Annotated in this window: 24 protein-coding genes; 2 read left to right on the forward strand and 22 right to left on the reverse strand. The window is 51.1% G+C overall.

What is annotated here, in order from left to right:
• Positions 1-120: 120 nt before the first annotated feature.
• Positions 121-1,311: a dicarboxylate/amino acid:cation symporter gene (locus DWV73_RS09235; protein ID WP_117796583.1), complete on the reverse strand. Its 1,191-nt coding sequence runs from the start codon at positions 1,309-1,311 to the stop codon at positions 121-123.
• A gap of 36 nt (positions 1,312-1,347) precedes the next feature.
• Positions 1,348-2,274: a sugar phosphate nucleotidyltransferase gene (locus DWV73_RS09240; RefSeq protein WP_107001017.1), complete on the reverse strand. Its 927-nt coding sequence runs from the start codon at positions 2,272-2,274 to the stop codon at positions 1,348-1,350.
• A 287-nt stretch (positions 2,275-2,561) separates the two neighbouring features.
• Between DWV73_RS09240 and DWV73_RS09245 the strand changes: the two genes are divergently transcribed.
• Entirely contained in the window at positions 2,562-2,924 is a 363-nt protein-coding gene (locus tag DWV73_RS09245; RefSeq protein ID WP_022360587.1) for a helix-turn-helix transcriptional regulator, read from the forward strand.
• Between the two features lie 127 nt (positions 2,925-3,051).
• Here the strand turns inward: DWV73_RS09245 and DWV73_RS09250 are convergent, their stop codons facing one another.
• From DWV73_RS09250 to DWV73_RS09280, 7 genes are all read right to left on the reverse strand, one after another.
• Entirely contained in the window at positions 3,052-4,689 is a 1,638-nt protein-coding gene (locus tag DWV73_RS09250) for an ATP-binding cassette domain-containing protein (protein WP_022360588.1), read from the reverse strand.
• Positions 4,690-4,903: 214 nt separating this feature from the next.
• On the reverse strand, positions 4,904-6,403 hold the full coding sequence (gene malQ, locus DWV73_RS09255) for a 4-alpha-glucanotransferase (protein ID WP_117796502.1): 1,500 nt from the start codon (positions 6,401-6,403) through the stop codon (positions 4,904-4,906).
• 14 nt (positions 6,404-6,417) lie between these two features.
• On the reverse strand, positions 6,418-7,728 hold the full coding sequence (locus DWV73_RS09260) for a dihydroorotase (RefSeq protein ID WP_117796503.1): 1,311 nt from the start codon (positions 7,726-7,728) through the stop codon (positions 6,418-6,420).
• Positions 7,729-7,817: 89 nt separating this feature from the next.
• Positions 7,818-8,195: a VOC family protein gene (locus DWV73_RS09265; RefSeq protein WP_117796504.1), complete on the reverse strand. Its 378-nt coding sequence runs from the start codon at positions 8,193-8,195 to the stop codon at positions 7,818-7,820.
• On the reverse strand, positions 8,192-8,908 hold the full coding sequence (locus tag DWV73_RS09270; protein WP_117796505.1) for an MBL fold metallo-hydrolase: 717 nt from the start codon (positions 8,906-8,908) through the stop codon (positions 8,192-8,194). Before DWV73_RS09270 ends, DWV73_RS09265 begins: the two co-directional genes overlap by 4 nt.
• 238 nt (positions 8,909-9,146) lie before the next feature.
• Complete coding sequence (locus tag DWV73_RS09275) at positions 9,147-9,536, reverse strand: thioesterase family protein (RefSeq protein ID WP_022360593.1); 390 nt, start codon at positions 9,534-9,536, stop codon at positions 9,147-9,149.
• 120 nt (positions 9,537-9,656) lie between these two features.
• Complete coding sequence (locus DWV73_RS09280) at positions 9,657-10,055, reverse strand: zinc ribbon domain-containing protein (RefSeq protein WP_022360594.1); 399 nt, start codon at positions 10,053-10,055, stop codon at positions 9,657-9,659.
• 608 nt (positions 10,056-10,663) lie between these two features.
• Between DWV73_RS09280 and DWV73_RS09285 the strand changes: the two genes are divergently transcribed.
• Positions 10,664-11,611: a DNA glycosylase gene (locus DWV73_RS09285; protein ID WP_117796506.1), complete on the forward strand. Its 948-nt coding sequence runs from the start codon at positions 10,664-10,666 to the stop codon at positions 11,609-11,611.
• On the opposite strand, the gene DWV73_RS09290 is transcribed toward DWV73_RS09285, so the two are convergent.
• From DWV73_RS09290 to glgB, 13 genes are all read right to left on the reverse strand, one after another.
• The gene (locus tag DWV73_RS09290; RefSeq protein ID WP_117796507.1) at positions 11,608-12,465 is read right to left on the reverse strand and encodes an EamA family transporter; all 858 of its coding nucleotides are present in this window, start codon (positions 12,463-12,465) and stop codon (positions 11,608-11,610) included. The two genes, DWV73_RS09285 and DWV73_RS09290, sit on opposite strands and share 4 nt — an antisense overlap.
• Positions 12,466-12,471: 6 nt before the next feature.
• The gene (locus DWV73_RS09295) at positions 12,472-13,350 is read right to left on the reverse strand and encodes a radical SAM protein (protein WP_117796508.1); all 879 of its coding nucleotides are present in this window, start codon (positions 13,348-13,350) and stop codon (positions 12,472-12,474) included.
• The gene (locus DWV73_RS09300; protein WP_117796509.1) at positions 13,313-15,034 is read right to left on the reverse strand and encodes a metallophosphoesterase; all 1,722 of its coding nucleotides are present in this window, start codon (positions 15,032-15,034) and stop codon (positions 13,313-13,315) included. The genes DWV73_RS09295 and DWV73_RS09300 overlap by 38 nt, the downstream gene beginning before the upstream one ends.
• A complete protein-coding gene (locus DWV73_RS09305) occupies positions 15,031-15,528 on the reverse strand; it encodes a pyridoxamine 5'-phosphate oxidase family protein (RefSeq protein WP_022359452.1) in 498 nt (165 codons plus the stop codon). The genes DWV73_RS09300 and DWV73_RS09305 overlap by 4 nt, the downstream gene beginning before the upstream one ends.
• Positions 15,528-16,544, reverse strand: a complete 1,017-nt coding sequence (locus DWV73_RS09310) for a LysR family transcriptional regulator (protein WP_117796510.1) — start codon at positions 16,542-16,544, stop codon at positions 15,528-15,530. The genes DWV73_RS09305 and DWV73_RS09310 overlap by 1 nt, the downstream gene beginning before the upstream one ends.
• A gap of 378 nt (positions 16,545-16,922) precedes the next feature.
• On the reverse strand, positions 16,923-17,420 hold the full coding sequence (locus tag DWV73_RS09315) for an 8-oxo-dGTP diphosphatase (protein WP_107000811.1): 498 nt from the start codon (positions 17,418-17,420) through the stop codon (positions 16,923-16,925).
• 24 nt (positions 17,421-17,444) lie between these two features.
• A complete protein-coding gene (locus DWV73_RS09320) occupies positions 17,445-18,899 on the reverse strand; it encodes a metallophosphoesterase (RefSeq protein ID WP_117796511.1) in 1,455 nt (484 codons plus the stop codon).
• Between the two features lie 292 nt (positions 18,900-19,191).
• Positions 19,192-19,464: a GIY-YIG nuclease family protein gene (locus DWV73_RS09325; RefSeq protein ID WP_117796512.1), complete on the reverse strand. Its 273-nt coding sequence runs from the start codon at positions 19,462-19,464 to the stop codon at positions 19,192-19,194.
• A 467-nt stretch (positions 19,465-19,931) separates the two neighbouring features.
• Positions 19,932-21,503, reverse strand: coding sequence for an SPOCS domain-containing protein (locus DWV73_RS09330; protein WP_117796513.1), 1,572 nt, complete (start codon positions 21,501-21,503; stop codon positions 19,932-19,934).
• 82 nt (positions 21,504-21,585) lie between these two features.
• Positions 21,586-22,266 (reverse strand): serine O-acetyltransferase, encoded by a 681-nt coding sequence (gene cysE / locus DWV73_RS09335; protein ID WP_022359459.1) that lies wholly within the window; start codon positions 22,264-22,266, stop codon positions 21,586-21,588.
• Between the two features lie 146 nt (positions 22,267-22,412).
• Positions 22,413-22,976, reverse strand: a complete 564-nt coding sequence (locus DWV73_RS09340) for an HD domain-containing protein (protein WP_117796514.1) — start codon at positions 22,974-22,976, stop codon at positions 22,413-22,415.
• Positions 22,977-23,019: 43 nt separating this feature from the next.
• Positions 23,020-23,910, reverse strand: coding sequence for a mechanosensitive ion channel family protein (locus tag DWV73_RS09345; RefSeq protein WP_117796515.1), 891 nt, complete (start codon positions 23,908-23,910; stop codon positions 23,020-23,022).
• A gap of 21 nt (positions 23,911-23,931) precedes the next feature.
• Positions 23,932-26,454 (reverse strand): 1,4-alpha-glucan branching protein GlgB, encoded by a 2,523-nt coding sequence (gene glgB, locus DWV73_RS09350; protein WP_242995783.1) that lies wholly within the window; start codon positions 26,452-26,454, stop codon positions 23,932-23,934.
• Positions 26,455-26,923 lie beyond the last annotated feature (469 nt).

Here is a 26,923-nt window from a genome sequence, read left to right on the forward strand (position 1 = left end):
ATCAAATAAGGTTTTTCCGATACATAAAAAGACAGCAGGCAGGTGGCAGCCGCTCCGAAACTGGTCTGTGGATGCAGAGCAGTTTCGGGGCGGCTGCTGCCTGCCCCACCTCTCTCATTTTTATAAATCTACGTGTAAATCCTGATGTTTAATCCCATGTTTCTCCACATATCCCGTCAGCATCAGGGTCAGCGCACCATCACCCGTTACGTTGCAGGCAGTACCAAAACTGTCCTGAAGCGCAAAGATCGTCAGCATCAGCGCCGTTCCGGTCGCATCGAAACCGAGGACACCGGTGATCAGTCCCAGAGACGCCATAACCGTACCGCCCGGAACACCCGGTGCACCTACGGCAAATACGCCTAAAAGAACACAGAACAGAACCATCGTCATCATATCCGGGAGGGCACCGTACAAAATCTTGGATACCGTCATGACAAAGAATACCTCAGTCAGAACCGAACCGCACAGATGGATATTCGCAAACAGCGGAATACCGAAATCAACCATATCGTCACGAAGCGGCTCTGCCTTTTTGGCACAGCTGAGCGCCACTGCCAGGGTCGCCGCAGAAGACATCGTACCGACTGCCGTCAGATATGCCGGACCATAATGCTTGATAACGCCTCTCGGGTCACGGCCAGAGTAAATACCAGCCAGTGTATACAGCAGCGCCATCCAGATATAGTGACCTGCCATAACAATCAGGATAACCGAAATGAAGATCGGAGCCTGTTTTGTGATGGTTCCCTCATATGCCAGGGAACAGAACGTAAATGCGATGTAAACCGGAAGAATCGGAATGACAATCTTCTGTACAATCTCCAGAACGATCTTCTGGAACTCGTCTAAAAGTTTCGTTACCGTCACCGCCTTGGTCCAGGTCGCTGCCAGACCAATCATAACGGAAAATACCAGCGCACTCATGACGCCCATGATCGGCGGAATGTCCAATTTAAAGACAACCTCCGGCAGACTGCGCAGTCCATCGACTGCCGACTGAATCGACATATGCGGAATCAGCGTATATCCGGCTGCCATCGAAAACAGCGCCGCGCCAAGAGACGATGTATACGCCAGAATCAGCGCTACTCCAAGCAATCTGGAGGCATTCTTTCCAAGCTTCGTGATCGACGGGGCAATAAATCCGATGACGATCAGCGGTACACAGAACGAAATAATCTGCCCAAAAATATAATTCAGCGTCACAACGAGATTCATAAAACTTTCATTTGCTATAAGACCGGCAATAATACCGATCGCTACACCCAGCACCAGCCGAAACGGCAGGCTTTTCATCAACTTGCTCATACCCATTTTTCCTTCCTAATACCTATCTCTTCATTCTTACTCTTCCCAAAGTTTTTTCGGATACAGACCGCCGTCCTTCATCCCCTGGATCGCGTCTGTCACCATCTTCTTATCTTCCTTGTAGGTCACGCCGTACCAGCGGTCCACGCTCTTTAACACGGTCACCTCGGCTTTCCCCTCTTTCAGAAGTTCATCCACCACAAACGGGAGGAAATACTCACATTTGAGTGGATTTACCGACAGGTTTTTCTCCAAAAATGGAACAAAGCGCGCCTTTAACTCCTTTAAGATGCTGGAAGTAAAGCCCCAGAGGTTCATCGATACAAGCGTATCCTCCCCCAGCTGCTCCCAGGTTGCGCCGTCATCCTCGGTATATTCCGCCTGATCGCCGTGCTTCTCGATGCGCGTTCTCTCGTGGATATCCGCCAGATGTCCATCCGCATCCACCGTACAGACGCCGCGCGCCACATGCCCGTTTTCCGTCAATGTGTTGTAGAGATGATAGGCAACCATCGCATACTGATATTTGTCATCATCACCGCAGGATGCCAGACGATCATAGATCGCCTTGAACGCCGATTTTCCATAGTAATCATCCGCGTTGATCACCGCAAACGGTCCGTCGATCACCTCGCTGCAGCAGAGAATCGCATGACCGGTTCCCCACGGTTTGACGCGTCCCTCCGGAACCTCAAACCCATCCGGAAGACGGTCATTTTCCTGATACACATACTCCACCTGCACGTGCTTTTCCATGCGGTTTCCAATATGTTCCTTAAACTCTTTCTCAATCGATTTCTTGATAATAAATACGACCTTTTCGAATCCAGCCTCGACTGCGTCGAAGATCGAAAAATCGATGATCAGATCTCCTTCCCGATCGACCGGATCAATCTGCTTCAAACCGCCGTACCGGCTGCCCATACCAGCCGCCATGATCACCAGAACTGGCTTCTGACTCATGAAAATTGTCCTCGCTTTCTGTTTCTTATCCACAATCCTGCCCGTTTTCATTCAAAGCAGAATTGCCTGTTTCCTTTTATTTTAAACTAATTCGGGCAGACTGTAAACAGTAAAACAAAAACCCAGTTGCCGTTTTATTCCATAGAGCGGATATTCTTTTTTGTTTACATTTTTATAAATGTATTTTTTACTGTTTCTACACCAGTTAATTGTATCTTTTAGTTCTGCGCATACTTGTATGATAGATTGTTTTCACAAATATTTGATGTATGCGGGAGGTGCTTTAAATGATTGCTGCTGGTGACCGGCTCCGTGATTTACGGGAGGACAAAGGAAAAACGCAGGCGGAAATTTCCAGTCTGCTGGGTACAACTCAGCAAATCTATTCCCGCTATGAAACAAACCGGACGGATCTGCCTCTTCGGCATCTGATAAAACTGGCGGATTATTACCAGGTCAGCGCCGATTATATTCTCGGTCGAACCTCCTACCCGAAGAATCCGCCCGAAATGGCGAAACCATTTCTTAAAAATGTCACCTATGGAGAGGTCAATGGGCGTATCTCATCCTTCCAGACTTCCACGAAAAAGCAGTTGATCGAATACATCAATTACCTGGTTTATCTGGAATCACGCCATAAGAAGGATTGATCGCGCCAAAAACGGGACATTGACACCATAGATGTGCAAAAGACAGCTCCAGGCATCGCTCACATGCAGCGTCTGGGGCTGTCTTTTATCTTTCAGACTTTTGTCTAAATCACTTTGATTCCAGCTCTTAGTCGTCCTCTTCTTCACTATCCGTAACAGTAAATACCTGACGTTTTCTCGCCATCTCATCGTTTGCCAGATACTCATCGTAAGTAGTAATCTTATCGATCAGCTTGCCGTTTACGATTTCCATGATACGGTTTGCGGTCGTCTCAACGATCTGGTGGTCACGGGAGGAGAATAACAGCACGCCCGGGAACTTGATCATACCGTTGTTCAGAGCGGTAATGGACTCCATATCCAGATGGTCGGTCGGCTCGTCCAGAATCAGGACATTGGAACCGGAGATCATCATCTTAGAAAGCATGCAGCGCACCTTCTCACCACCAGAAAGAACGCGGACCTTCTTCACGCCGTCCTCACCGGCAAACAGCATACGTCCTAAGAATCCGCGGACATAGGTCACATCCTTAACCGGAGAGTACTGGGTCAGCCAGTCTACGATCGTGTCGTCGTTATCGAACTCTTTCGAATTGTCCTTCGGGAAATATGCCTGACTGGTGGTCAGACCCCATTTATAGGATCCCTCATCCGGCTCCATCTCGCCGGAAAGAATCTTGAAGAGAACGGTCTTTGCCTGCTCGTTCGGTCCTACAAATGCTACCTTGTCCTCGCGTCCGAGAATGAAGGAAATATTATCAAGAACCTTCACACCATCGATAGTCTTAGACAGGTTCTCTACACTTAATACCTCATTACCGATCTCACGTTCCGGACGGAAGTCGATATACGGGTACTTACGGCTGGACGGTTTGATCTCATCTAACTCAATCTTCTCCAGAGCACGTTTTCTGGAGGTTGCCTGCTTAGACTTGGAAGCATTGGCAGAAAATCGCTGGATGAACTCCTGCAGCTCCTTGATCTTCTCTTCCTTCTTCTTGTTGGCTTCCTTCATCTGCTTGATCATCAGCTGGCTGGACTCGTACCAGAAATCGTAGTTTCCGGCATAGAGCTGAATCTTGCCATAGTCGATATCTGCGATCTGGGTGCAGACTTTATTTAAGAAGTAACGGTCATGGGATACCACGATAACCGTATTCTCAAAGTTGATCAAGAACTCCTCGAGCCATGCGATCGCATCGAGATCCAAGTGGTTTGTCGGCTCGTCGAGAAGCAGGATGTCCGGGTTTCCGAACAGTGCCTGTGCCAGAAGAACTTTGACCTTCTGGGCACCGGTCAGATCTGCCATCTGTTTGTAGTGGAGATCCGTCTCGATTCCCAGACCATTTAAAAGGTTCGCCGCGTCGGACTCTGCCTCCCAGCCGTTCATCGTGGCAAACTCGCCCTCCAGCTCGGCAGCCTTGACGCCGTCCTCCTCGGAGAAGTCTTCCTTCATGTAGATGGCTTCCTTCTCTTTCATGATCTCGTAGAGTCTCGCATTTCCCATAATAACGGTATCAAGTACCGGATATGCGTCATATTTAAAGTGATCCTGCTGTAAGAATGAAAGTCTCTGTCCCGGTGTGATGATAACCTCACCATTGGTCGGTTCCAGCTGTCCGGACAGGATTCGTAAAAAGGTAGACTTTCCGGCACCGTTGGCACCGATGAGTCCGTAGCAGTTTCCCTCGATAAATTTAATGCTTACGTCCTCAAATAACGCCTTCTTTCCTACTCGCAGTGTTACATTGCTTGTACTAATCATGGCAATTTCCTTTCATACTGTTCAAATCGTTCATACTCCCCAGGTGCATCTTTGCCCCGGGCGGGTGCAATCCATGTATATTTTACAGGTTTTTCCCGAATTTGCAAGCATTTTACGGGTTTTTATTCCCATCCGACAAAAACCAAGTTACTGTTCACGCATACGTGCCCAGTAACGGAATTTGCCGTGGCTTCGCATTTAAATACGCCAAAAACTAAAATCTTCCGAACGTATCCACCAGCCAGGACAAATAATCTGCCCGCTCATCCGTAAACTGCCCCGGAACCAGACGCCAGCGCCAGTTTTCCCCGAGGGTTCCCGGCGTATTCATGCGCGCCCAGTTATCGAGTTTTAACACATCCTGCATCTGGAAAATGGCAACGCTCGCGACTGAACCGTATGCCGCGCGGAACACGCGGTCTACCACCTCACTCTGGTGTGCTGCACCGAGGTAATCGGCAATGTACTGAAGTTCCCACCACTGACGTTTTTCCGGTTTGAAATACCCCGCCAGCGTCTCATTGTCGTGCGTTCCACCGTAGACTACGGAGTTCGGGTCATAGCAGTGCGGCAGATGCTCGTTGAAACGGTCGCCACTGAACGCAAACTCAATGATCTTCATGCCCGGATAGCCCGTCTCTGCCAGCAGATCCTTGACCTCCTGACAGAAGACACCCAGATCCTCCGCGATGATCTTCGTCTCGCCTGCCGCCTCATCAAGTGCGTCGGTCAGCTTTTTGCCCGGACCTTTCTCCCACTCGCCGTCTTTCGCAGTCACAGCGCCATACGGGATTGCATAATACTGCACCACGCCGATGAAATGGTCGATCCGCACCGCATCGTAGAGCTTCGCGGACGCTTTCATCCGGCTTCGCCACCAGGCGAAATCGGTTTGTTCCATTTTCTCCCAGTCGTAAAGCGGGTTGCCCCAGAGCTGTCCATCCTCTGAAAATGCATCCGGCGGCACACCCGATACCTTGAGCGGCGTCAGATTTTCCTCGTCGAGCTGGAACAGCTCCGGGTGGCTCCAGACATCCGCGCTGTCGAGCGCCACGTAAATCGGAATATCGCCGACGATCTGAAGTTCTTTTTCTTTTGCATACTGTTTTAATTTTTTCCACTGTTTAAAAAGCTTAAACTGTAAGAACTTCCAGTAATTTATTTCTTCTGCCAGCTCTTCGCGGCATGCCGAAAGCGCCTCCGGACGGCGGAACCGGATGTCCTCGTCCCAGTCCATCCAGCCTTTTCCTTCATATTTACCCTTGACTGCCATGTAGAGCGCATAGTCGTCCAGCCATTCTTCATTTTCTTCCAGAAATGCCTGATATTCCACACTTTCCTTATGGCTGCTCCGCTCATACGCCTTGCGCAGAAGCGGAAAACGGTAATAATACAGAGCGTCATATTTGACCTGATCCTGCTTGTCGCACCACCAGCAGGCGTCTATCTCATCCTGGGTCAGAAGTTTCTCGTCTTTCAGCGTATCCAGATCAATAAAATACGGATTTCCCGCAAATGCAGAGTAGGACTGGTACGGGCTGTCCCCGTAGCAGGTCGGTCCCATCGGAAGCACCTGCCAGTACGTCTGGCGTCCGCGTTTTAACTGATCAATAAACTCATACGCCGCCCGTCCGAACGTACCGATTCCATACGGCGACGGCAGGCTGAAAATCGGCATCAGCACGCCTGCGCCGCGTTTTAACATTGTCTTCATCGCTTCGTTTCCTCCTATTCTGCCCGATATACTGTCTCACCGCTGCAGATGGTATAGTGAACCTTTCCATAGAGCTTCGCTCCCACAAACGGAGAGTTAGACGCCTTGGAATGGAATTTTTCTACGGTATATGGTGTCTGGTCGTCAAAAAGAACCAGATCCGCCGCGCCGCCCTCGCGGATGCGTCCCGCCTCCTTCATCCGGTACAGCTTCGCCGGACTCAGGCACATTTTCTCAAACAGAGTCAGATAATCAATGTGACCAGCTTTTACCAGCCTGGTAACCGCCAATGGCAGGGAGGTTTCCAGCCCGATGATGCCGCTCGGTGCCTCGGTCAGCGGTTTTGCCTTCTCCTCGGCGCTGTGCGGTGCATGATCCGTCGCAATCATATCAATCGTGCCGTCCTTGATTGCCTCAATCAACGCCTCGCGATCCGCAGCACTCCGCAGCGGCGGATTCATTTTCGCCAGTGTTCCGTACTCCAGAACCGCCGTCTCGTCCAGTGTAAAATGATGCGGTGTCACCTCCGCCCAGACATGCGCGCCCAGCTTTTTCGCCAGGCCGACCATCTGCACCGCATTGCGGGAACTGATGTGCTGGATATCCACATCTGCGCCCGTGTGAAGCGCGATCATGCAGTCGCGCGCCACCATCGAATCCTCCGCCAGCGCCGGGGAACCGCCGATTCCCAGCTGCTCGGACACCGGACCGCGGTTGATGCCGTTGTTGAAAATAAACGCCGGATTCTCCTCATGGAAGCTGAGCGGCACATTGAGGCGTTTCGCCGTCTCCATCGCCTCTTTGACCAATTTTTCGCTCATCAGCGGGATTCCGTCATCCGTAAATCCGATCGCCCCCGCCTCTTTGAGGGCGTCCATATCGGTCAGTTCTTTTCCCTGAAATCCCTTTGAGACTGCCGCGCAGGTTTCCACATGGATTCCCGTTTTCGCGCCCTTTTCCAGAATATACCGGACAATCTCCGGCGTATCGGCAACCGGTTTCGTGTTTGCCATACAGACCACCGTCGTAAAGCCGCCCGCCTTCGCAGCCGCCGCGCCCGTCTCGATGTCCTCCTTGTAGGTCAGACCCGGATCGCGGAAATGCACGTGGACGTCCACCAGTCCCGGCGCGACGATCAGCCCTTCTGCGTCCAGCACCTCGGCATCTGCCGGGATGGACGGTGCGTCAGATGCCCCATCTGATTCTGCTTTTGTATCTTTTTTCACGATTTTCTGGATTTTCCCATTTTCAATCCACAAATCTGCCCTTCCGTCGAATCTGCTCTCCGGATCGATGACTCTGCCGTTTTTAATTATTTTTACCATTCTAACCCCTTTTTAACTCATATGTTAAAACGTAACTGTTCAGTACCTTCACAATCACGTCAAAACATTTTTTCAGACAAACTCAGCCCTTAACTCCTCTTCGCCGGCACGATCTCCAGCCAGTATCCATCCGGATCGTTAATGAAATAAATGCCCATCGCCGGATTTTCAAAACAGATGCATCCCATCTCCTTATGTTTGGCATGCGCCGCCTCCATGTCTTCCGTCTCAAATGCCAGATGGAACTCATTGTCACCCAGGTTGTAAGAGTCCTTCTCCCAGTCGCGCAGCCAGGTCAGCTCCAGCTGGTAGCCGGTCGTGCCATCGCCCAGATAGACGAGGATAAAGCTTCCGTCTGCCGCCTCCTTGCGGCGTACCTCCTTAAGTCCCAGTGCTTCCTCATAAAATTTCAGTGACTTGTCCAGATCGATTACATTGAAATTGTTGTGTGCAAATGTAAATTTCATCGGATAAACTCCTCTCCTTCCTTGTGAATCTCTACAATCCGATCCCGCCAGCCTTCACTGGATATATGTTCGATTAATTTTGGTATAATCGTATAATCTTCCCAGAAATGCATCGGGAAAATCCATTTTGCGTCCGCCTGCTCCATAAAACCGGCAGCGCCCAGATAAAACCACTGCTCCAGCCTCGGATCGACCGGGATAAATGCCAGATCTGCCGTGCGCCCGGAAAGCTTTTTCATCTCCTGTTTATAAGAAGCCGCCATATTCCGGTTCCATGCCATATCTTCGCCTTCCCACCACCAGTTATTTAGGTCACCGGCGTGATAAATCTCCTTTCCTTCGCAGGAGAGCCAGAAGGCGACGCCTTCGTCGGTGGAATGGAACGTCTCGACGATAAGGCTTTCTTCAGAAATATTCAGGCAAAATCTTTCTCCTGCCTTTACCAGCCGTATCCTGTCTTTATATCGTTTACGATATTCCTCCGGTATCTTTTTCCCAATCTCTTTTGAGAGAATATAAAAAACATTTTCCCGTTTCTCTCCCAGCTGAAAGATTACCGGAGCATAATGATCGGCATGGAAATGGCTCGCAAAGATAAAGAGGGGCTTCCCTGCCGGAAACTCCGGGAGAGTTCCCTTAAAATAATCAAACAGAATCACGGCATTTTCAAGCTCAACTGAAAACGAGCTGTGATGAATATATGTGATTTTCAAACGAATTAATTCCCTTCTATAATGAAAAAGAATGTGCCTTGGCACATTCTCGCGCCGAGCGCGGTCGCTTGCGACATGTTTCTGCTTCGCGCGAGTGCGCATCATTGGCACGTTAGTGCCTTTTTGTGTAATAGGAAATTTCAAGGAATTTCCTATTACACGAAACAACAGCCAGCCAAAAGTATCCCGCATACGATACTCGCAGCGCTTTCAGCCGGCTGTGCTCTCTTCGCAACCTTTAGTTTTCTTTCTTGCTCTGTGCTTTTGCTAAGAATTTCTCATTTTTGATGATGAAACGCTCATGTGTGCCGCCGCCGATGGAACCTTTCGCGTCAAATGCCTCTACCTTAAATACGAGACGTCTGCCGTCTACTTCTACCAGCTCACTCTCGCACCAAACCTGCATGCCGACCGGAGTCGCTGCATTATGGGCAATTTCCAGCTTTGTACCAACGGTTCCCTCACCGTCGTTTAAGTACGGAGCCACGCTCATCCACGCGGTTTTCTCCATCAATGCAACCATCGCCGGAGTTGCAAACACCGGTAACAGACCGCTTCCCACTGCTGCTGCGGAATTTTCATCCGTAACCATAACTTCCTGTCTTCCCTTGATACCAGCTTCTAACATATTGTCTGCCTCTCTTTCTTTTTTGCGCCAAAATCTGCGCTGTATCAAATTTTTGTAACCGTCCCGTGCTTCCACAGCCGCCATCACTCTTTTAGCGGTATCCGTCTGTATTTCTCCGCCTTACAGCGGTTTGCCGCACTTTGGACAGTACGAAAAATCCTCATCCGTCTCAAATCCACAGGACGGACAGACCTTATGACGGTGTGATGCATCACTTCCTGTCCACGGATTTCCATTTCCATCCTGCCGAAGTGTCAGATCGCTTTCCGTGATCTCGACCTCCTCGCCCCGAAGCAGCCTCTTTCCCACCTCCGGATCCAGCTCATAGACCGCACCGCAGCACGACATTTCTACGAAAAAGCGCCGGTTCCATTTAAAAATCGGGATAAAAAAGAAACTAAAATACATATAGGTCATGTACACCTGATACCGCCCATAAGCGCCGCAGCGCCCGCAGATCACTGTTTTCAGGTACTCCAGCGGCTTCACGCCGGAACTGATGCCACCGATAAAAAACATCCGTCTCCCCTCCTGCCATAGAACAAAGAATGTGCTCTGGCACATTCTCGCGCCGAGCGCGGTCGCTTGCGACATGATTCCTCTTCGCGCGAGTGCGCACATATATACATCATACCTAAGTAGCGCGTCTTTCGCAAGATTTTTTTACGCTCTAATGCAATTCTGATGCGTTTCTGTTCACGGGTAGGCACTTTTGGAACCGAAAGTGCCGTAAGAAAACGTGGTGGCAGCAGGAATTTTCCGTATTGAAATGCGAAGCCACGGCAAATTCCGTTACTGGGCACGTATGCGTGTACAGTAACCAATTCCTTTCTGATAAAAGGTAACCGTTTGCAGGCAAAGGTCTTCTATGCTATGATACGTCTCATAAGAATTACATGATTTGATACTTTATGATTCAAGGTTTTATAACTTGATATTCCATAGATATAAGCAAAGAATATTTGTAACTCTTCAGTAGGTCTGCGCATTTACTGCGCTGACCGTACGAAAACATAGGTCAGCAGGCAAAAATTCCATTGCCGTAGGCAATTTTTAATGAATTTTTGCGCGTGACTGTGAAGGTACTGAACAGTTACGAATATTTTAAAAAAAGAGGATGCCCTGCCATGAACACACATACAACAAACCTGCCTGCAATCGAAAAGCACAATTTTCCCAACTCCCACATCATCTCCTGCCTGAACCTGAACCTTGCCCAGATCGCCGCATCCGGCCAATGTTTCCGTATGCTTCCGGTTCCGGAAAAACCGGGGATCTGGTCACTCATCAGCGGGACGCACTATCTGGAAATTTCCGGGACGCCGGACGGTTTCTTCTTCGACTGCCCGGACGAAGCGCTTCCTTTCTGGAAACAATACTTCGATCTCGGCACCGATTACGGTTCTTTCATCGCCTCCATCCGCGCAGACGATGCCTACCTCGCGGCGGCGGCAGACGCCGGTTCCGGCATCCGGATTCTCCGTCAGGATCTCTGGGAAATGATGATCACCTTCCTGATCTCCCAGCAGAAAACCATCCCAAAGATCCGCGAAGCCGTCGAAGCTCTGGCAAAAAAATACGGTGCGAAGAGAACCGCCGCCCTGTCCGACGGTTCCATCCGCACCTACTATTCTTTTCCCTCGCCCGAAGAACTGGCATCTGCCAGCCTGGACGACCTATTAACCTTAAAACTCGGCTACCGCGCCAAATACATCCACCGCCTCATCCAGGATGTCCTCGCCGGAACCGTATCCTTAGAATCTCTCGCAGCCCTGCCTCCGGACGAAGCCATGACCGCACTTACCAGCCTCTATGGCATCGGTCCCAAGGTCGCCAACTGCGTCTGCCTCTTCGGACTCCACCACATCGACGCCTTCCCCGTCGATACCTGGATCGAACAGATCCTGACCAAAGAATACCTTCCCAAACACCCCATCCGCTACCGCCGCCTTCCAAAAAGCCGCCTGTACACTACTATTATCCAGGATTTTTTTGGAAGCTATAAAGGATACGCAGGGGTAATGCAGCAGTATATCTTTTATTATGAGCGCAGCATCCGAAACGGAAAATCCTAAAGATTCAGCAGCGCCAACGCCACCAAAATAATCCCGCATCCCCCAATCTGCCTCCGGCTGATTGGATCCCCGAGCACCAGCACGCTCACAAAGCTGACCACCAGGATCGTGCCGACACTAAAGCTCGGATACACGATAAACGCCGGCAGTCTCGACACACTCGCCAGCAGCAGCGAGGTTGAAAAATAGTTTGGAAATCCGACTGCCACACCACTCAAAAAGTCCATCTTTCCAATCTTGCGGCGGGTTCTCTGCTGCTCGAGAAATGCCAGAATTATCGTCAGAACCAGTGCGGTCAGGAACGTATAGAACAGAAACAGCGCATCAAACCGTCTCTCGCCGATCCGCTCCGTTACCTTGGACATCCCGTCTGCCATACCGCTGACGACAAATAAAACGAGCAGAAGTCCCGCCGAACCCATCCTCCGTCTGCGTCCGCAGCCGCGGTCCCCCTCGCTGTTGATGACCCAGATCGCCACAATAACCAGCACGATCCCCACCAGCTGGAACAGCGTTGGGATCTCACCTAAAAACAGGATACTCGCCGTGACCGGAATCACGATACCAAGCTTCGCAAATGCCGACGACAGAACTGCCCCATTTTCACGGATGCATTTCTGCATTAGAACCAGATTTCCTGTAAACAAAAATCCATTCACGATTCCCGTAAGAACCGCCGTCCGGCTGCCTGCCGCAAAGATATTTTTATCTGGAAGCAGAACAAACGCCACCACCAGGCAGGTCACATAATTTCCAACCAAAATCCCATATCGGTTATCGCTGAACGTCTCACTGATCCGCAGCGCCAGCGCCAGGGACGCGCTGAAAAGAATCGCAAAAATCAGATAAATCATATCCACTTATAAGAGATCGCCGGTCTCCCGGAATTTCCGGTAATGATGCGTTCTCTTTGCCTCCTCCAGTTTTTTAAGCATGGCCGGAATATCCCCGTTTAAGGTTCCCGCCAGAATCACGTAGTTCGACGCATGGTTCGTCCGGAATACTGTGCCCGGAGAATCCACATTTTTCAGAAAAATTTCCATTTCATCCACAATTTCATCCGGGGTTATCCGCTGGAACCGCCCTTCCACGACATCTGCATACATCGGCGTGCCCTCGTACAGGCGCAGCGTCAGGAAGGATGCGTACTCCGGGTTCATCGCCGTGATGAGCTTCGCACAGGACAGGGCATGTTCTTCCACCTTGCTGCGTCCGCCAAGCCCCGAAATCAGCGTCACTGAGGTCGCGATGCCGCAGCGTTTCAGCTTCTGCCCTGCCTCAATGGTCTGTTCCGCCGTCACGCCTTTATTGATATATTTTAAAATCTCATTGTCGCCGGATTCCGCGCCCACATAGACGATTCCGAGTCCCGCCTCGCGCAGGCGGATCAGCTCTTCTTCCGATTTCCGCAAAATATCCTGTGCCGTTCCGTAGGAAGCCACCCGCTTCACGCCCGGATACAGGCGGTGGATCGCATCCAGAATTACCAGAAGATCCTCTGTTTTCATAACCAGCGCATCGCCGTCCGCCAAAAATACCTTCTCGATATACGGCGCATACGGATTGTGCGAAACCTCCGTCAAATCTGCCAGAATCTCCGCCAGGCTCCGGATCCGGAACTTCTTTTCTTTATACATATTGCAAAAGCCGCAGGTGTTGTGTGCACATCCGATCGTCACCTGAATGATCAGGCTGCGCGCCTCACTCGGCGGTCTGTATACAATTCCCTCGTAGTCCATATGATTCCTCCTTTTTCTGTATCTCCTCTGCCGGACTGCCCGCATCTGCTCCGACAGTTTCCTCTTTTTCTGCATTCTCCGGGTTTTCTATCGTCTCCCCCGGCAGCGGGAAATCCACACCCGCTTTCAGCTCCAGCACCGTGTTGTCCGTCCGGGCATCGTGCAGGATCGCCTGCAGCCTTGCCAGCCAGAAATCATTGCCGCTATAACGGATCCAGTACTGATATGCCTCGCTTTTTCTGATCTTTGCCACATCAATCTTCGTGCCCGAACAATAATCACGGTTCATATCGGCATAGAGCCTTGCCATCTCTTCTTTGATATCCTTTGATGCCGACTGCAGCGCCTTAAACGCCTGTTTCGAAATCACATCTACCAGAAACTGATCCGCATAAGCATCAAAATTGAGAAGATTCTCGTCTTCTTCCCCGTAGCGCTGCGCCCAGCCTGCTATGTCTACCTTTTTTGTATGGTAGGACAGACTGCCATCCGTCTGCCAGTTTAGGATACTGTACTGGCACGGCGCCATCGGAAGCGGAGAAGTCACTATCTCCCGGATTCCATATCCGCCCGGTGTATTCAGATTTGACGTATGCTTCTTGATTCTCTGCAAATGCAGATGCCCGCTCAAATACACCGGAACTCCATATGCTTCCAGAAGCGCGGTCACTTCTTTCGTATTTTCAATCGTGCATTCCTCCGGATAGAGTGTACTCTCATCCAGCAGATTGTGGTGTGAAACCGGAATGACCGTCACACCCTGTTTTTTCGCCTCCTCCAGCTGTGTTTTCATCCACGCAACCGTCTCTTCGCTTAGCTTTCCGCCCGTCTCATGGACCGGTTCACACATGCAGCTGTCCAGCATCATCAGCCAATATTTTTCATCCAGGCGGTAAACATAACTCAGTGAATCCGAAGCCCGGGACACCGCCTGATCATAGCCAAACTTATGGTAAATCTGGTAAAACTCTTCCGAACTTGTTCCCTCTGCCGGAGATACCTGATCATCAAAATACGTTGCTGCCCACGGGTGGTTGATATCATGGTTGCCCGGAATCACCAGCACTGGAATTCCCGCCGCCTGCACCCGCTCTAGCTTTTCTGCAAGCGCTTCATGGTTTGCTTTCTCACCATTCTGGGAGAGATCTCCGCTCAAAACCAGTGCCGATGGATGCACCGTCCGCACCTCCTCCAGAAATGCCTCCGTGATCTCATCCAGATACGGCACGAGCGTCCCATCATTTCCCATCGTATAGGTATCAAACGCAGACTGGAAATCTGTCATCTGCGGGGACTGATAGTGAAGATCCGTCGCCAGCCAGATCGTCGGCGGCATATAAACCGTCTCTTCTTGTGCCTTCTGGGGTACTTTTTTTCTTTTATACAGCTGTTTCCGGGAAGTCCGGCGCTTTAAAGCCGCTTCTACATCCGAAGCGTTCTCATCTGCATCATCCTGTATCACTTCCCCGGCGGATGATCCATCCTCCTTCAGATTCCCGGCGGCTCCATTTTTTTCATTCTCCGCCACATCGCCGCCATCTGTCTCAGCTTCCGAAGCTTCCGTCCCGGATGCATGCTTTTTCCCTGCATCCGGCACCAGCCATACAACCAGAAAAAGTGCGAGGACCAGCAGCAGAAGCTGTGCCCCCCGCACCAGAATTGATATCTGTCTTAACTGTTTCATGGCTGCTCCGGTTTCGGCGCATTGCTCTTACCTGTCAGAGTTTCCACACGCAGGCAGAGGACGGTGGTTCTCGCCGCCACCTCCGGAGCAAACTCATACGGTCCGCCCTCTGGATCATACTGCTGCATGATCCTTGTCAGTGCCTCTCCTTTCTCCCCAGGATCAGCCACACGGGATAACCGTCCAGTGCCACAGACACTCTCATAAATCATCGTGCTTCTGCATGCCGGTTCCAGAATCTTTATCTCTTTTTCATTCTGCACACAGAATGCCACCCGGTTGTCGCGCTCCATATGCTCAATCTTCGTTCCCACCGGAGCGCCGTGGAAATACAGCACCGGCGTCTCCTGGTCTTCGTTCCACACAAAACCATAATTTAACGGGATCACATACGGGTATTCATCCCCGGAAAAGGCGAGACTGCACACCCGGCAGTGTTCCAAAATGGCTTTCTGCCCGTCTTTCGACTCAATCGCACGTTCTCCTCTTCGCATTATTTATCCCCCTTCTTATCCGAACCTTTCTTCTCCTGATTCTCTTTCTCCCGTTGCTCCCGTACCTTCTGGAACGCCTCGTCGCCGACTGCCACGCGGATAAACTCCTCCATCGCTTTCGTGAGGTACTTATTTCTCTTCTTGTACAAATAAACGTAACGGACCGCCAGCTCTTCATTCATCTTGTAAAAGCACAGCGGCACTTCATATGGAAGATTGACGATCAGGCCATCCGGGATGAAGGTCGCGCCCACGCCCCGTCCTGCCATGTTGAACGCAGAGACAACCTGGTCCGGTTTCATGATAATATTCGGCGAATAATTCTGGCGGCTGCACATCTTCATGCTGCGCTTGTAAATGCTGTTTTCCTCTTTAACGAAGATAAACGGAGTGCTCTTTAAGAGCGGCAGCGGCAGTACCGGGAACCCCGCCTGACTGTGGCGTCCTGCCCGGATATCTTCCGCGGTAAGCTGATACTGGGTCAGCTCCTCATTGATCGGAAAACTCTTCGGAACAGCCAGAATAATTCTCTCCGTGCTATAATAATACTTTTCATAATTTTTGTCATCCAGTTCCGAGTTATCGATCAGAAGATCCAGTTCCTCGGCAACCAGCTTATCCGTCAGCTGTGTGGTCGTGCCCTCCTGCAGATCAATCTTGATCTGCGGATACCGATGGGAAAACTCGCTCAACACGCCCGGAAGTACAAACGAGGTAAAAAAGATCGTTCCGCCAACCGACAGCTTGCCCGCCAGAAGCCCATTTAAGTTATTCAGTTGATTGAGCGTGTTCTGTTCCAGCGCAAACAGCTTTTCGATCGCGTCGATATAAACTTCACCGCCCGGCGTCAGTCCGATCGGAGAGGTGCTCCGGTCAAAAATCGGAGTTCCTATCTTTTTCTCCACCTTCTTGATCGCCGTGCTTAACGCCGGCTGCGTAATATACAGTTTCTGCGCCGCCTTCGAAAAACTCTTTTCCTCGTAGACCGCGTATACATACTCTTTTCCGTCGAACATGTTTCCTCCTATGTACCCTGCTTTTTCTCATCGCTGCATCCTGCGGGATATTTCATCCCGAAACTTCCCGCCCGTGAACATTCTCATTCTGTTCCATTCTTTCCCCTTTATCTACAGGGTTTCCGGCACTTTTGTCCACTTGTGATTCTATAACAAAAAATTTATAATAATTATCTTCTTATTTATATTTGATTATATACGATGAATGATATATAATCAAGTTAAAGATAAGGAACAAGAGAAAATAATTCATCTTCTTATCTTTCTGGCATAGCCAACCACCCCGATTTTCCCCAAAATCGGTTCCCATATATTGATTATTCCTCATGAGCACGCACTGCAGAACCCTCGTTCCCCAACCAACCCGCAGTTGCGTGCTTATTTGTATGTAATTTTTACCCCGTCCAGCTCAGTTTCTATCAGCTCGTCCCCATCATATGACAATTTCAATGAAAAAAACGTATCCCTTTCAATCAGAAGCTTCAAAAAGATCCGATCGCCGTCCCAGAGCCGCAGAGCCGATACATCCTTTTTCGCCACCCAGGCAAGCTCGCCCTCGTCACATTCGCGAAGCGTTCCCTCAAATCCATCCGCCGTGTACAGGCACATATATTCCGTCGGCCAGCCTTTCGCGATAAACGTCACGATTCCGCGGAAGCGCCAGGAAGTCAGAGTCAGCCCTGTCTCCTCCTTCACTTCGCGCAGCAGGCAGTTCTCCGGGCTTTCATTCTCCTCAAAATGTCCGCCGACGCCAATCCATTTTCCTTCATTCACATCCTGTTTCTTCTTAATGCGGTGCAGCATCAGATATGAATCGTCTTTTTCAATGTAGCAGAGCGTTGTCAGCGGCGAACGCTGTTTTTTTGTCTCTCCCATGCCTCCTGGTACCTCCATTTTTATTTAATGTACGCTCGGAATCTTCAGATGCCCGTAGTCCTTCGCCTCGTCCTCCAGGATATTCTGCAGAAAATCGCTCAGTTCGCTGACATAGCCGATCTTGTTCCAATCTTCCAGCACTGGATTTTCCTTTGCGGCTTCCTCGATCTGATACATCCGTCCTTCATAATAATTCACGCACAGATCCGCGTAGTACGAAGCCATTTCCTGTTTCTTCTCGTCCGTAAAAAATGCATGGCGATCCTCGATATGGCGATTCAGATCCCGAATTGCATCGCGGATTGCCGCCCGACGCAGGATCGACTCCGAATAAGCCGTAAAATCTGCCAGATCTCGGTTGTGGTACGAGTGGCGTATCGCCCAGCCGTCCACATCGACAGGTTTCGCATCATACTGGTAGGTCCCGTCGTTCCAGATGCGGACAATCCCGTAATGGCACGGAGCCATCACCATGGAACCCGTCACAACCTCATAGATGCCCGTGTCCTCGTCTTCCTTATAATGCTGGATATGCAGATGTCCGCTCAAGTGCAGGCGCACGCCATGATCCGACAGCATCCGCACCAGTTCCTCGTTGTGCTCGATCGTACAGTTGTCATAAAAGGTCCGGCTCACTCCGCTCTCATCCAGCAGGTTATGATGGCTGACGGATATCACGCGGGCGCCTTCCCGCTCCGCCTCTTCCAGAATCGGCTCCATCCACTCATACGTTTCCCGGCGGATCATGCCGCCGACCTCATTTTTCGGTTCATACTGACAGGAATCCAGCATCAGCACCCAGTTTGCACTGTCTATCTTATAAAGATAACTCAGCGATGCCGGATCCCGGCTGTCCGCCGCTACATAGCCAAAATCAGCATAGATATCCCGGAACTCGTCCGCTGTGATGGACTCCACCTTTTCCGCTCCATCCGCCGTATAGCGGCGGGCATCCGGGTTATTGATATCGTGGTTTCCCGGTATAACCGCGACCTCAATTCCCGCCTCGCTGAGTCCTTCCAGAAGTTCTGCCAGTTCCTCATGGCTCGCTTTCTCTCCGTCCAGCGTCAGATCTCCGCTCAGAATCAGGAGGTCTGGATCTTCCTTCTTCATATCATCGAGAAAGGCGTCCATGACCTCCCAGCCGTACTCCAGCACGCGCCCGTCTCCGCCCCTCGCCATTTCGACAAAGGAATCACAGCGGTTTCCTGCCAGTTTCTCGGCAAAATAGTGCATATCCGTTGCCACCACGATCTTCTTTTCCACGAAATGGTCCTCGGTTTCCTCTTCCCCGCTTTCTTCGTCTTCGGCAGCCTCATGGCTCTCCTGTGTCTCCTCTGTCTCAGCTGTCTCAGTCTCCGACTCCTGTGTGGCACCCGGACTTTCCGTTTCCGCCTTGCTGGAAACCTCCGTCGCGTCTGCCTCCTTCGATAGAAACGAACAGCCGCCAAGCAGCGCTGCCAGAAGGACTGTTGCCATCACTATACATCCTTTGTTTCTTCTACTTTTTCTCACTGTACCTATCCGCTCCTGTTTTCTCTCTATCTTTCAATTTCTGTAACTGTTCAGTACCTTCACAGTCACGCGCAAAAATCCATTAAAAATTGCCTACGGCAATGGGATTTTTGCCTGCTGGCCCATGTTTTCGTACGGTCAGCACAGTAAATGTGCAGACCTACTGAACAGTTACCAATTTCTACTGCTGTTTCTTGCCTTTACCGCTATTGTTTGTACCAATTCTTCGTACATAATCTGCCCCGGCGCGATATATCTACGTCTCGTCATCCACCGGAAGCTCCGTCCGTCCCAGCGCTGCCATCGCCTCTTTTTCCTTTTTGGTCAGTTTCTTGATCGCTGCCTCCCGGCGCATCGCCTCGCTGCGCGTCGCATATTCTTCATAGTATGCCAGCACTACCGGACGGCGGGCTTTCGTGTATTTTGCACCTTTCCCGGCATTGTGTGCCGCCACCCGCGCTGCCAGATGGTTCGTCCACCCGCAGTACAAGGTTCCGTCCGCGCAGCGCAAAAGATATGTATAATTCATGCCTCATCCTGCCTTTATGGTTCGCACTCCCGACAAAAATTTCTCAGTACACAGGAAAACGCATCCGGACGCCCTATGTAAACGGCGCCGCGCCTTGCAATGCACGGGCACCGCCCGGTTCGGGAAACTCCTTCCCCGGATCTATCATCAAGCACCGGCCGGATGCGTTTTCCTGGCTTACAAGGCAAAAATCCTTTGTCAAAGTCAAATCTGCATGGATTTTTGCTTGTAACTGTAAAGATATTGAACCGTTACAATAATAGTATATAAAGTTTTCCCCCAAATGCAACCATTCCGGCTGGATTTTTTGTTACTGTACACGCATACGTGTCCAGTAACGGAATTTGCCGTGGCTTCGAATTTCAATACGGCAAATTCCTGCTGCCACCACGTTTTCTTACGGCACTTTCGGTCCCAAAAGTGCCCACCCGTGAACAGAAACGATTTTTTCTCTCTAAAATTCCTACCTATGAACAGTTACCCACCGTTACCTCTTTGATCAGAAGCAGCCGCGCCCCTGCACCGGCTTCCTCCCCGTCGATTTCATTCATTTCCCGCACCTGATCCACCGTCGTGTGGAATTTTTTTGCAATTTTCCACAGAGAATCCCCCGGCTGCACAATATAACCCACAATTCCTGGCTGCTGCTCCCAGCGCTTTAAATCGAACGGCTGTGTCTGCACGGATGTAACCACCTCTTCCTGCATCGGCTGGAATACAAGCAGTTCCACCGTGAGCTGCGCCTTGACCTCCGCCTCACCGCCGCCCAGCATCACCGCGCCGAGCTGTTCCAGCCCTAGATTCAACTGCCAGACGCAGTCTTCCCGGATCCCCTCCGCCTCGACCGTGCCGGAAAATGGCAGAACCTCAGAAATTGCCCCGACCGGCGCCGCGTCATCATCCGTCAGATACAGGAGACTGACTTCCAACACTCCCTCGATCGCCAGACCGTTTTCTGACGGGCGGCTCTCATCCAGCCGGACAATCCCACTGCTGTGGCAAATCTGCAGAATTCGCTCCGGTTTCTGAAAAGAAACACTTCCGCCCACCCGCATTTTGCAGCTGTTGCGCGTCAAAAGCCGGTCAAAGCACACCTCCCCCTGCTCGCTCACGACCTCGCAGCCGGTCGAATAGAGATCGCTTAAAAGTTCCACTGATTCTTCTTTATAAAGGCGGATGTCCAGCTCCAGCACCGCCTCCACTTCCACTTCGCGCATCTCCCCATCGCTGTCCGGCTTTTTGCCCGCCTCTGCATGAAGAATCCGGACCCCGACCGCCGGGATCATCTCCTCCACCGCCTCCGAGAGTTCCACTTCACCGGAAAACGGAATACTCTCCTCCAACCACTGAACCGGCGTGTGCTCGCCCTCGCCGCTGTAAATCAGGAACACCGACAATTCACCGTCCAGATGCAGTTTTCCATCCAACGGGCGCACCGAAACATCCCGAAGACGCATCTCCTGCCAGAGAATCGTCTCAATATTCGGCTTATTTGCCGATACGCTTACTTCCTCCCGGACCCGGTAGATATCTTTGCGCCGCACTGCAAGCGTCGCTGCCGGAACGCTTCTCTTCAGGACTTGCAGCCCCGCATCATCCGTCTCGACATCCGCGGCAGCCTGCACATCGACGCGGCTTTCCGCCCGCACCGTAAGCGTCAGCACCGCTTTGGCGCTCAGCTTGCGCGAATGAATCATGGTAATATTCAAATCTTCGATATTCCATACGATCTGCGTATAGTCGCGCTCCGAAAGCTCCGGCACATTGACCGTTTCCTCAAATGGGATCTCCCCGCCCATCGCCTGCAGCCCGCCCGACTCCCGGCGGTACAGCACCCGGAACACAAGCTTTCCCCGGATCAGCACCTTTTCTCCCTGAATCCGTGAATTTTCTATCTGAACCTCCCCGTCTGACAGCAGTATCTGCACCGCATCATCCAGCGCATCCGGCACAATAAAATCATCATCCAGCGTCAGCTGCGACACCGCCGTCCCCCTCTGCCGGTTCATATGTATCTCTTTTTTGATCAGCTCTATCATAAAAAACGCCCCTTTCCAAACCGCACGCATTTCTCTCAAAGAAATTTATGCAGCCGAAATGGGTGTTATGAATAATTTTGTGTCAGGCTTTCTCCTGTCCTGCCCGCACTGCCTCCAGTTCCTTCCGCAGGTTTGCCGACTCTTCTCTAAGTTCCTGAAGCTCTTTCCGGAGCGCGTCGATCTGCTCTAAAATACGCTGATCGTCCTCGCCGATGATCATCTTCTGCTTCTTCGGCAGCGCCACGCCGTCCTTCTTGACCGGACGCGCCGGAATGCCGACAGCCGTGGTATTTTCCTCGAGCGGGCGGAGCAGAACCGCATTTGCCGCTACGGAACAGTTATCACCGACCTCGAAAGAACCGAGAATCTTTGCGCCGGAACCGACCGTCACATTATTTCCCAGCGTCGGATGACGTTTACCCTTCTGTGTTCCGACACCGCCCAGCGTCACACCCTGGTAAATCGTACAGTTGTCACCGACCACCGCCGTCTCACCGATGACAACGCCGCAGCCGTGGTCAATCAGAATACCGTGTCCGAGCTGTGCACCCGGATGAATCTCAATCAATGTAAAGAAACGTGCCACCTGTGAAATCAGGCGCGCAATGAAAAACATATGGTGCTCATAAAACCAGTGCGCCACCCGGTGCCAGATCAGGGCATGTACGCCCTGATATAAAAGTAGTACCTCCAATGCATTTCTCGCAGCCGGATCTCGCTCCTGAACCGCTTTTACATCCATCCAAATATCTTTTAAAATCATGTCTCTTCCCCTTTTACTGAACTGAATGACCTTTCCGTTTCCGCAAAATCCCAGAACCTATCGTCCTTCTCTTCTCCGACAGCCATTCTTTCTGATTGGCTGCTGCAGTTTCTCATTGTCATCCTATGTTGTTTTTATGCTGCCGTTCATATTTTTTGTAAACTACAACACCCTGCGATCCCGCCAAATACCTTGCCGCAGAGACGCACATATTCCTGATATTCCGGTGTCTCATTCAAATCCTTCAAAAGGTCTATCATCGACGTGTAATACCACGCCTGTTTCTCTCTGTCCTTCATATTAAACCGCTGCCAGAGCTCCTCCCCGACCAACAGATAGTCACGCGCCATGCTGCGGATATTGCTCAGCTTGTCCGCCATCGTCAGGATCTTCTCCGCCTGGCTCGCTGTTTTCAGATGTTCCAGCGTGTGCCCCTTGCGCTCAATCCAGGTTTTGGACTTATCCTCGCTCTCCGCCACGACCAGATCCGCAACCCGGGTGCCAAACTCCTGTTTCAAATCCTCGTAGGTCACACCCGTGTCCTCGATCGTATCATGCAGAAGTGCCGCTGCCAGTATCTCCTCATCGTTCGTCAGCATCGACGCAATCAGCGCCGTCTCCAGCGGATGAACGATATACGGAATTCTGGTTCCCTTCCGGTGTGCGCCCTTATGCGCCTGTTCTGCGAATTTTGCCGCTCTGTCAATCATGGTTGTTCCTCTGTCTATATTGCTTATACTGTTTAAACGATTGCTACTGTTTTAAATGTACATCCATCTTGTTGTATGGAATTTCGATGCCCGCCTCGTCAAATGACAGCTTGATCTGTTCCAGAATGTCCCATCTCGTCTGCCAGTAATCGGCCGTCTCTACCCAGCCCCGGATGCCAAGCACCACGCTGCTGTCGCCCAGGCTGTCCACAAATACCTTGATGTCCTCATCCTTCTTCACCATCGGATGTTCCCGGTAAACGCGCTCTAACACCGCCTTTGCCGTCCGGATATCCGCCTCATAGGCAATACCGACCTTGAGCTCCAGCATCCGCTTGTCCATCGCCGTCACATTGGTCACGGTTGAGTTTGAAAGGGTGCCATTCGGGATGGTAATTGCTTTATTATCGGTTGTCAGGATAGTCGTGTAAATCAGCCCGACCATCGAAACCCTTCCTTCCCCGGACGGGGAAATGATATAATCACCCACCCGGAACGGTTTCATAATTAAAATCAAGAGTCCGCCCGCAAAGTTTCCAAGACTCTGCTGGAGCGCCAAACTCAGCGCAAGACCTGCCGCGCCAAGAACCGCCACAATCGAGGCGCTGTCCATGCCAAGCTGCCCTGCAATCATAAAAAGCAGGAATACATTCATCACAAACTGGGTCAGAGCCCGCAGGAAACGGGTCACGCCCACATCCATACCGGCATGCTCCATCGAGCGGGACAGCATCTTCTCGATCATCGAGATGATCTTCCGTCCAATCAGGAAAATGATGAACGCCACCAGTACCTTCTGTCCCAATGCCATAAGCCCCGGACCAATCCGATGCATGATCGAAGCCATCGTATCCACGTTCAAATTTGCCGGATCCGATAGTGACTCTGCTACCGCCGCGATCTCCTCGCCTGTCAGCTCTGCCGCTGTTGCCATCTATTTCATTCCTTCCTGTACTTACTCTTTTCCCACCTTTTTATCCAGACCTTCTTCCAATCCCGCCTGTCGTCTCGCAATCGAGGACAGACTGATAATCTTGGAGGAAAGCCCCGCCTTCGCCTCTGCCAGCTTATCTGAAATACCCGCCAAGCGTTCTGCTGCCGCAGCAGCTGTCCCCCCGGCTTTTCCATTGAATGCCGACGCTGCCTCCGCCATCATGCTCTGGGGATCGGTTTCTGCCTTTTCTTTTACACTCTTAGTGCTGTGGGTCGTCTTCTTCACCTTCGCCGGTTTTTCCTTCTTCTCCGGCTCCGTCGGCGTGCAGCTGAAGACACTGATGCCAAGCGGTGCCAGCTGGATCGTGATGGAATTGTCCTTTCCATCACATTCCTCTGCCTTCGAGGACTTCATACGCGGATTGACCTTTCCGCTTCCGCCGAATTTCTCCGCATCGCTGTTGAAAATCTCTTTGTATTTTCCCTTAAACGGTACGCCGACCGCCAGCTTCTCATGCAGCTGCGGGGCAAAATTGCAGACAAAGAGCAGTGTCTCATCCGCGCCGCGCCGGAGAAATGCAATGATATTGTCCGCTGCATCCATGCAGTTGATCCACTCGAAGCCCTCCGTCTGATAATCTTTCTGATAGAGTGCCGGATGGCTGGTATAAAGGTGATTTAACTCCTTCACATACTCCTTCATCTGGCTGTGGATCGGGTACTGCAGCAGTTCCCACTCGATCGATGCATTCTCATTCCACTCATCCATCTGGGCGAAATCCTGTCCCATGAAGAGGAGTTTCTTGCCCGGATGTCCCATCATAAAACCGTATGCCGCCCGCAGGTTCGCAAACTTGTCCTCAAACGTCTGTCCCGGCATCTTATTGACCAGGGAACCTTTTCCGTGAACCACCTCGTCATGTGAGAAAACGAGGACGAAATTTTCACTATAGGCGTAAATCATGCTGAAGGTCAGTTCATTGTAGTGGTGGCACCGGAAATATGGATCCTGCTCCATATAGCCCAGGAAATCGTTCATCCAGCCCATGTTCCATTTATAATCAAATCCAAGACCGCCGTTCTTCACGTCGCCGGTAACCTTCGGCCATGCCGTCGATTCCTCGGCAATCAGAATCGCACCATCCTTGCGTCCCCTGAAGACAGAGTTCAGATGCTTTAAAAACTCGACCGCCTCCAGATTCTCATGACCGCCGTACATATTGGCAATCCATTCACCCGGATTCTTGCCATAATCCAGATACAGCATCGACGCCACCGCATCAAACCGGATGCCGTCCGCGTGATAGCGGTCCGCCCAGAACATCGCATTCGCAATCAGGAAGTTTGAAACCCCCGGTCTGCCGTAGTTGTAGATCAGCGTACCCCAGTGCGGATGCGCCCCCTGTCTCGGATCCTTGTGCTCATATAGGCAGCTTCCGTCAAACTGCGCCATGCCCCATGCATCACGCGGGAAATGTGCCGGAACCCAGTCAAGGATAACGCCGATTCCCTGTCCGTGCAGATAATCCATAAAATACATGAAATCATCCGGTGTGCCGAAGCGGCTGGTCGGTGCGTAATATCCCGTCACCTGATAGCCCCACGAAGCATCCAGCGGATGTTCCATGACCGGCAGAAGTTCCACATGGGTATACCCCATTTCCTTCACATATTCCGCCAGCTTGACCGCGATCTCACGGTAATTGTAAAACTCCGATCCGACAATCTCGCGTCCTCTCTTATCCACCTCGGTCGGTTTTCGCATCCAGGAACCGAGATGTACCTCATAGATCGACATCGGCGCCGTCTTCGTGTCGAGCGCCGCCCGTTTCTTCATCCAGTCCTGATCGTTCCATTTATATTCGTCCAGATCCCAGACGATGGACGCCGTGTTCGGTCTAAGTTCCGCATAGTTCGCATACGGATCCGCCTTCAGCGCCGGGTCACCGTTCTTGAACTTAATTTCATATTTATAAACAGCGCCCTTTTTTAGCTCCGGGATAAAAATCTCAAACACGCCCGAATCTCCCAACCGCCGCATCTGGCTGCGTCTGCCATCCCACAGGTTGAAATCACCGACAACACTCACGCGCATCGCTTCCGGCGCCCAGACTGCAAAATAGACGCCGCTCACACCTTTGACCGTCATCGGATGCGCGCCCATCTTATTATAAATGCTGTAGTGGACGCCCGCCTCGAATTTCTTCAAATCCGATTCCGTAAACTGCGGTGCAAAGGAATACGGATCGTGTATCTCACTTAATGTACCATTATCATAAAACACAAGGAGGGTATAATCCGCCAGAGTCTTGCGCGGAATCAGCGCCGCAAAAAAGCCAGTCTCGTCCGCCATCTCCATCTGGTACTGCTTGCCGGTTGCCGAAAGTTTGACCGTAATATCGCGCGCCGTCGGAATAAACGCCTGTACCAGCATTCCCTCCGGCGTCATATGGGCTCCCAGCATCCGGTGCGGGTTTGCCGCTTCCGAATAGACAATTTCTTCAATTCCAGCCCAGTCCATCAGATCGTATAATGTTTTATCCATACATACGCCCCCTTGCGTTCCTTTGTGGTTTTTGGTTTTAGCTTCATTTTAGCATCCCGCGCCCAATAATACAATCATACACTTCAAAACATTTATGAATTTTCCCGAAATTTCGTGAAAAAACTTGATAAATCAAGGCATCTCATATACACTATTATGGCAGAAGGTTACCATTTACAGTAGCCTATTACTGCTCATGCGTTGCACAAACGTTACTGCTGTAGCCAGACACCTTTGGAACTGAAAGTGCTATAAGATAACGTCACACAGACAGCAACAGCAGAGAGAGGAGATATATATGGAAGATCAAGATAGAGACCATATTTCGTCCCGAAGCCATTTCTCCGGGCGTTCCGATCAGGAACTGGATGAGATGCTCGATGAACTCCGCACCGGAAAAATCGGCATCAACCAGCAGGGCCAGAACTCTTCGGAACACGATTCGGAAGATACGCCCGAAGAGAACGAC

Origin of the sequence: Clostridium sp. AF12-41 (genome assembly GCF_003461685.1) — a bacterium.
In the GTDB taxonomy this organism is placed as follows: Bacteria; Bacillota; Clostridia; order Lachnospirales; family Lachnospiraceae; genus Otoolea; species Otoolea fessa.

What these genes read in the sequence shown, in the direction of transcription:
- DWV73_RS09300 (WP_117796509.1), bottom strand. Translation starts at nt 15,034, where the DNA reads ATGAAACAGTTAAGACAGATATCAATTCTGGTGCGGGGGGCACAGCTT.
- DWV73_RS09275 (WP_022360593.1), bottom strand. Translation starts at nt 9,536, where the DNA reads ATGTTAGAAGCTGGTATCAAGGGAAGACAGGAAGTTATGGTTACGGAT.
- DWV73_RS09345 (WP_117796515.1), bottom strand. Translation starts at nt 23,910, where the DNA reads ATGGCAACAGCGGCAGAGCTGACAGGCGAGGAGATCGCGGCGGTAGCA.
- DWV73_RS09295 (WP_117796508.1), bottom strand. Translation starts at nt 13,350, where the DNA reads ATGGACTACGAGGGAATTGTATACAGACCGCCGAGTGAGGCGCGCAGC.
- malQ (WP_117796502.1), bottom strand. Translation starts at nt 6,403, where the DNA reads ATGAAGACAATGTTAAAACGCGGCGCAGGCGTGCTGATGCCGATTTTC.
- cysE (WP_022359459.1), bottom strand. Translation starts at nt 22,266, where the DNA reads ATGATTTTAAAAGATATTTGGATGGATGTAAAAGCGGTTCAGGAGCGA.
- DWV73_RS09285 (WP_117796506.1), top strand. Translation starts at nt 10,664, where the DNA reads ATGAACACACATACAACAAACCTGCCTGCAATCGAAAAGCACAATTTT.
- DWV73_RS09280 (WP_022360594.1), bottom strand. Translation starts at nt 10,055, where the DNA reads ATGTTTTTTATCGGTGGCATCAGTTCCGGCGTGAAGCCGCTGGAGTAC.
- glgB (WP_242995783.1), bottom strand. Translation starts at nt 26,454, where the DNA reads ATGGATAAAACATTATACGATCTGATGGACTGGGCTGGAATTGAAGAA.
- DWV73_RS09265 (WP_117796504.1), bottom strand. Translation starts at nt 8,195, where the DNA reads ATGAAATTTACATTTGCACACAACAATTTCAATGTAATCGATCTGGAC.
- DWV73_RS09325 (WP_117796512.1), bottom strand. Translation starts at nt 19,464, where the DNA reads ATGAATTATACATATCTTTTGCGCTGCGCGGACGGAACCTTGTACTGC.
- DWV73_RS09310 (WP_117796510.1), bottom strand. Translation starts at nt 16,544, where the DNA reads ATGTTCGACGGAAAAGAGTATGTATACGCGGTCTACGAGGAAAAGAGT.
- DWV73_RS09315 (WP_107000811.1), bottom strand. Translation starts at nt 17,420, where the DNA reads ATGGGAGAGACAAAAAAACAGCGTTCGCCGCTGACAACGCTCTGCTAC.
- DWV73_RS09320 (WP_117796511.1), bottom strand. Translation starts at nt 18,899, where the DNA reads ATGGCAACAGTCCTTCTGGCAGCGCTGCTTGGCGGCTGTTCGTTTCTA.
- DWV73_RS09340 (WP_117796514.1), bottom strand. Translation starts at nt 22,976, where the DNA reads ATGATTGACAGAGCGGCAAAATTCGCAGAACAGGCGCATAAGGGCGCA.
- DWV73_RS09260 (WP_117796503.1), bottom strand. Translation starts at nt 7,728, where the DNA reads ATGGTAAAAATAATTAAAAACGGCAGAGTCATCGATCCGGAGAGCAGA.
- DWV73_RS09290 (WP_117796507.1), bottom strand. Translation starts at nt 12,465, where the DNA reads ATGATTTATCTGATTTTTGCGATTCTTTTCAGCGCGTCCCTGGCGCTG.
- DWV73_RS09245 (WP_022360587.1), top strand. Translation starts at nt 2,562, where the DNA reads ATGATTGCTGCTGGTGACCGGCTCCGTGATTTACGGGAGGACAAAGGA.
- DWV73_RS09330 (WP_117796513.1), bottom strand. Translation starts at nt 21,503, where the DNA reads ATGATAGAGCTGATCAAAAAAGAGATACATATGAACCGGCAGAGGGGG.
- DWV73_RS09250 (WP_022360588.1), bottom strand. Translation starts at nt 4,689, where the DNA reads ATGATTAGTACAAGCAATGTAACACTGCGAGTAGGAAAGAAGGCGTTA.
- DWV73_RS09305 (WP_022359452.1), bottom strand. Translation starts at nt 15,528, where the DNA reads ATGCGAAGAGGAGAACGTGCGATTGAGTCGAAAGACGGGCAGAAAGCC.
- DWV73_RS09240 (WP_107001017.1), bottom strand. Translation starts at nt 2,274, where the DNA reads ATGAGTCAGAAGCCAGTTCTGGTGATCATGGCGGCTGGTATGGGCAGC.
- DWV73_RS09235 (WP_117796583.1), bottom strand. Translation starts at nt 1,311, where the DNA reads ATGAGCAAGTTGATGAAAAGCCTGCCGTTTCGGCTGGTGCTGGGTGTA.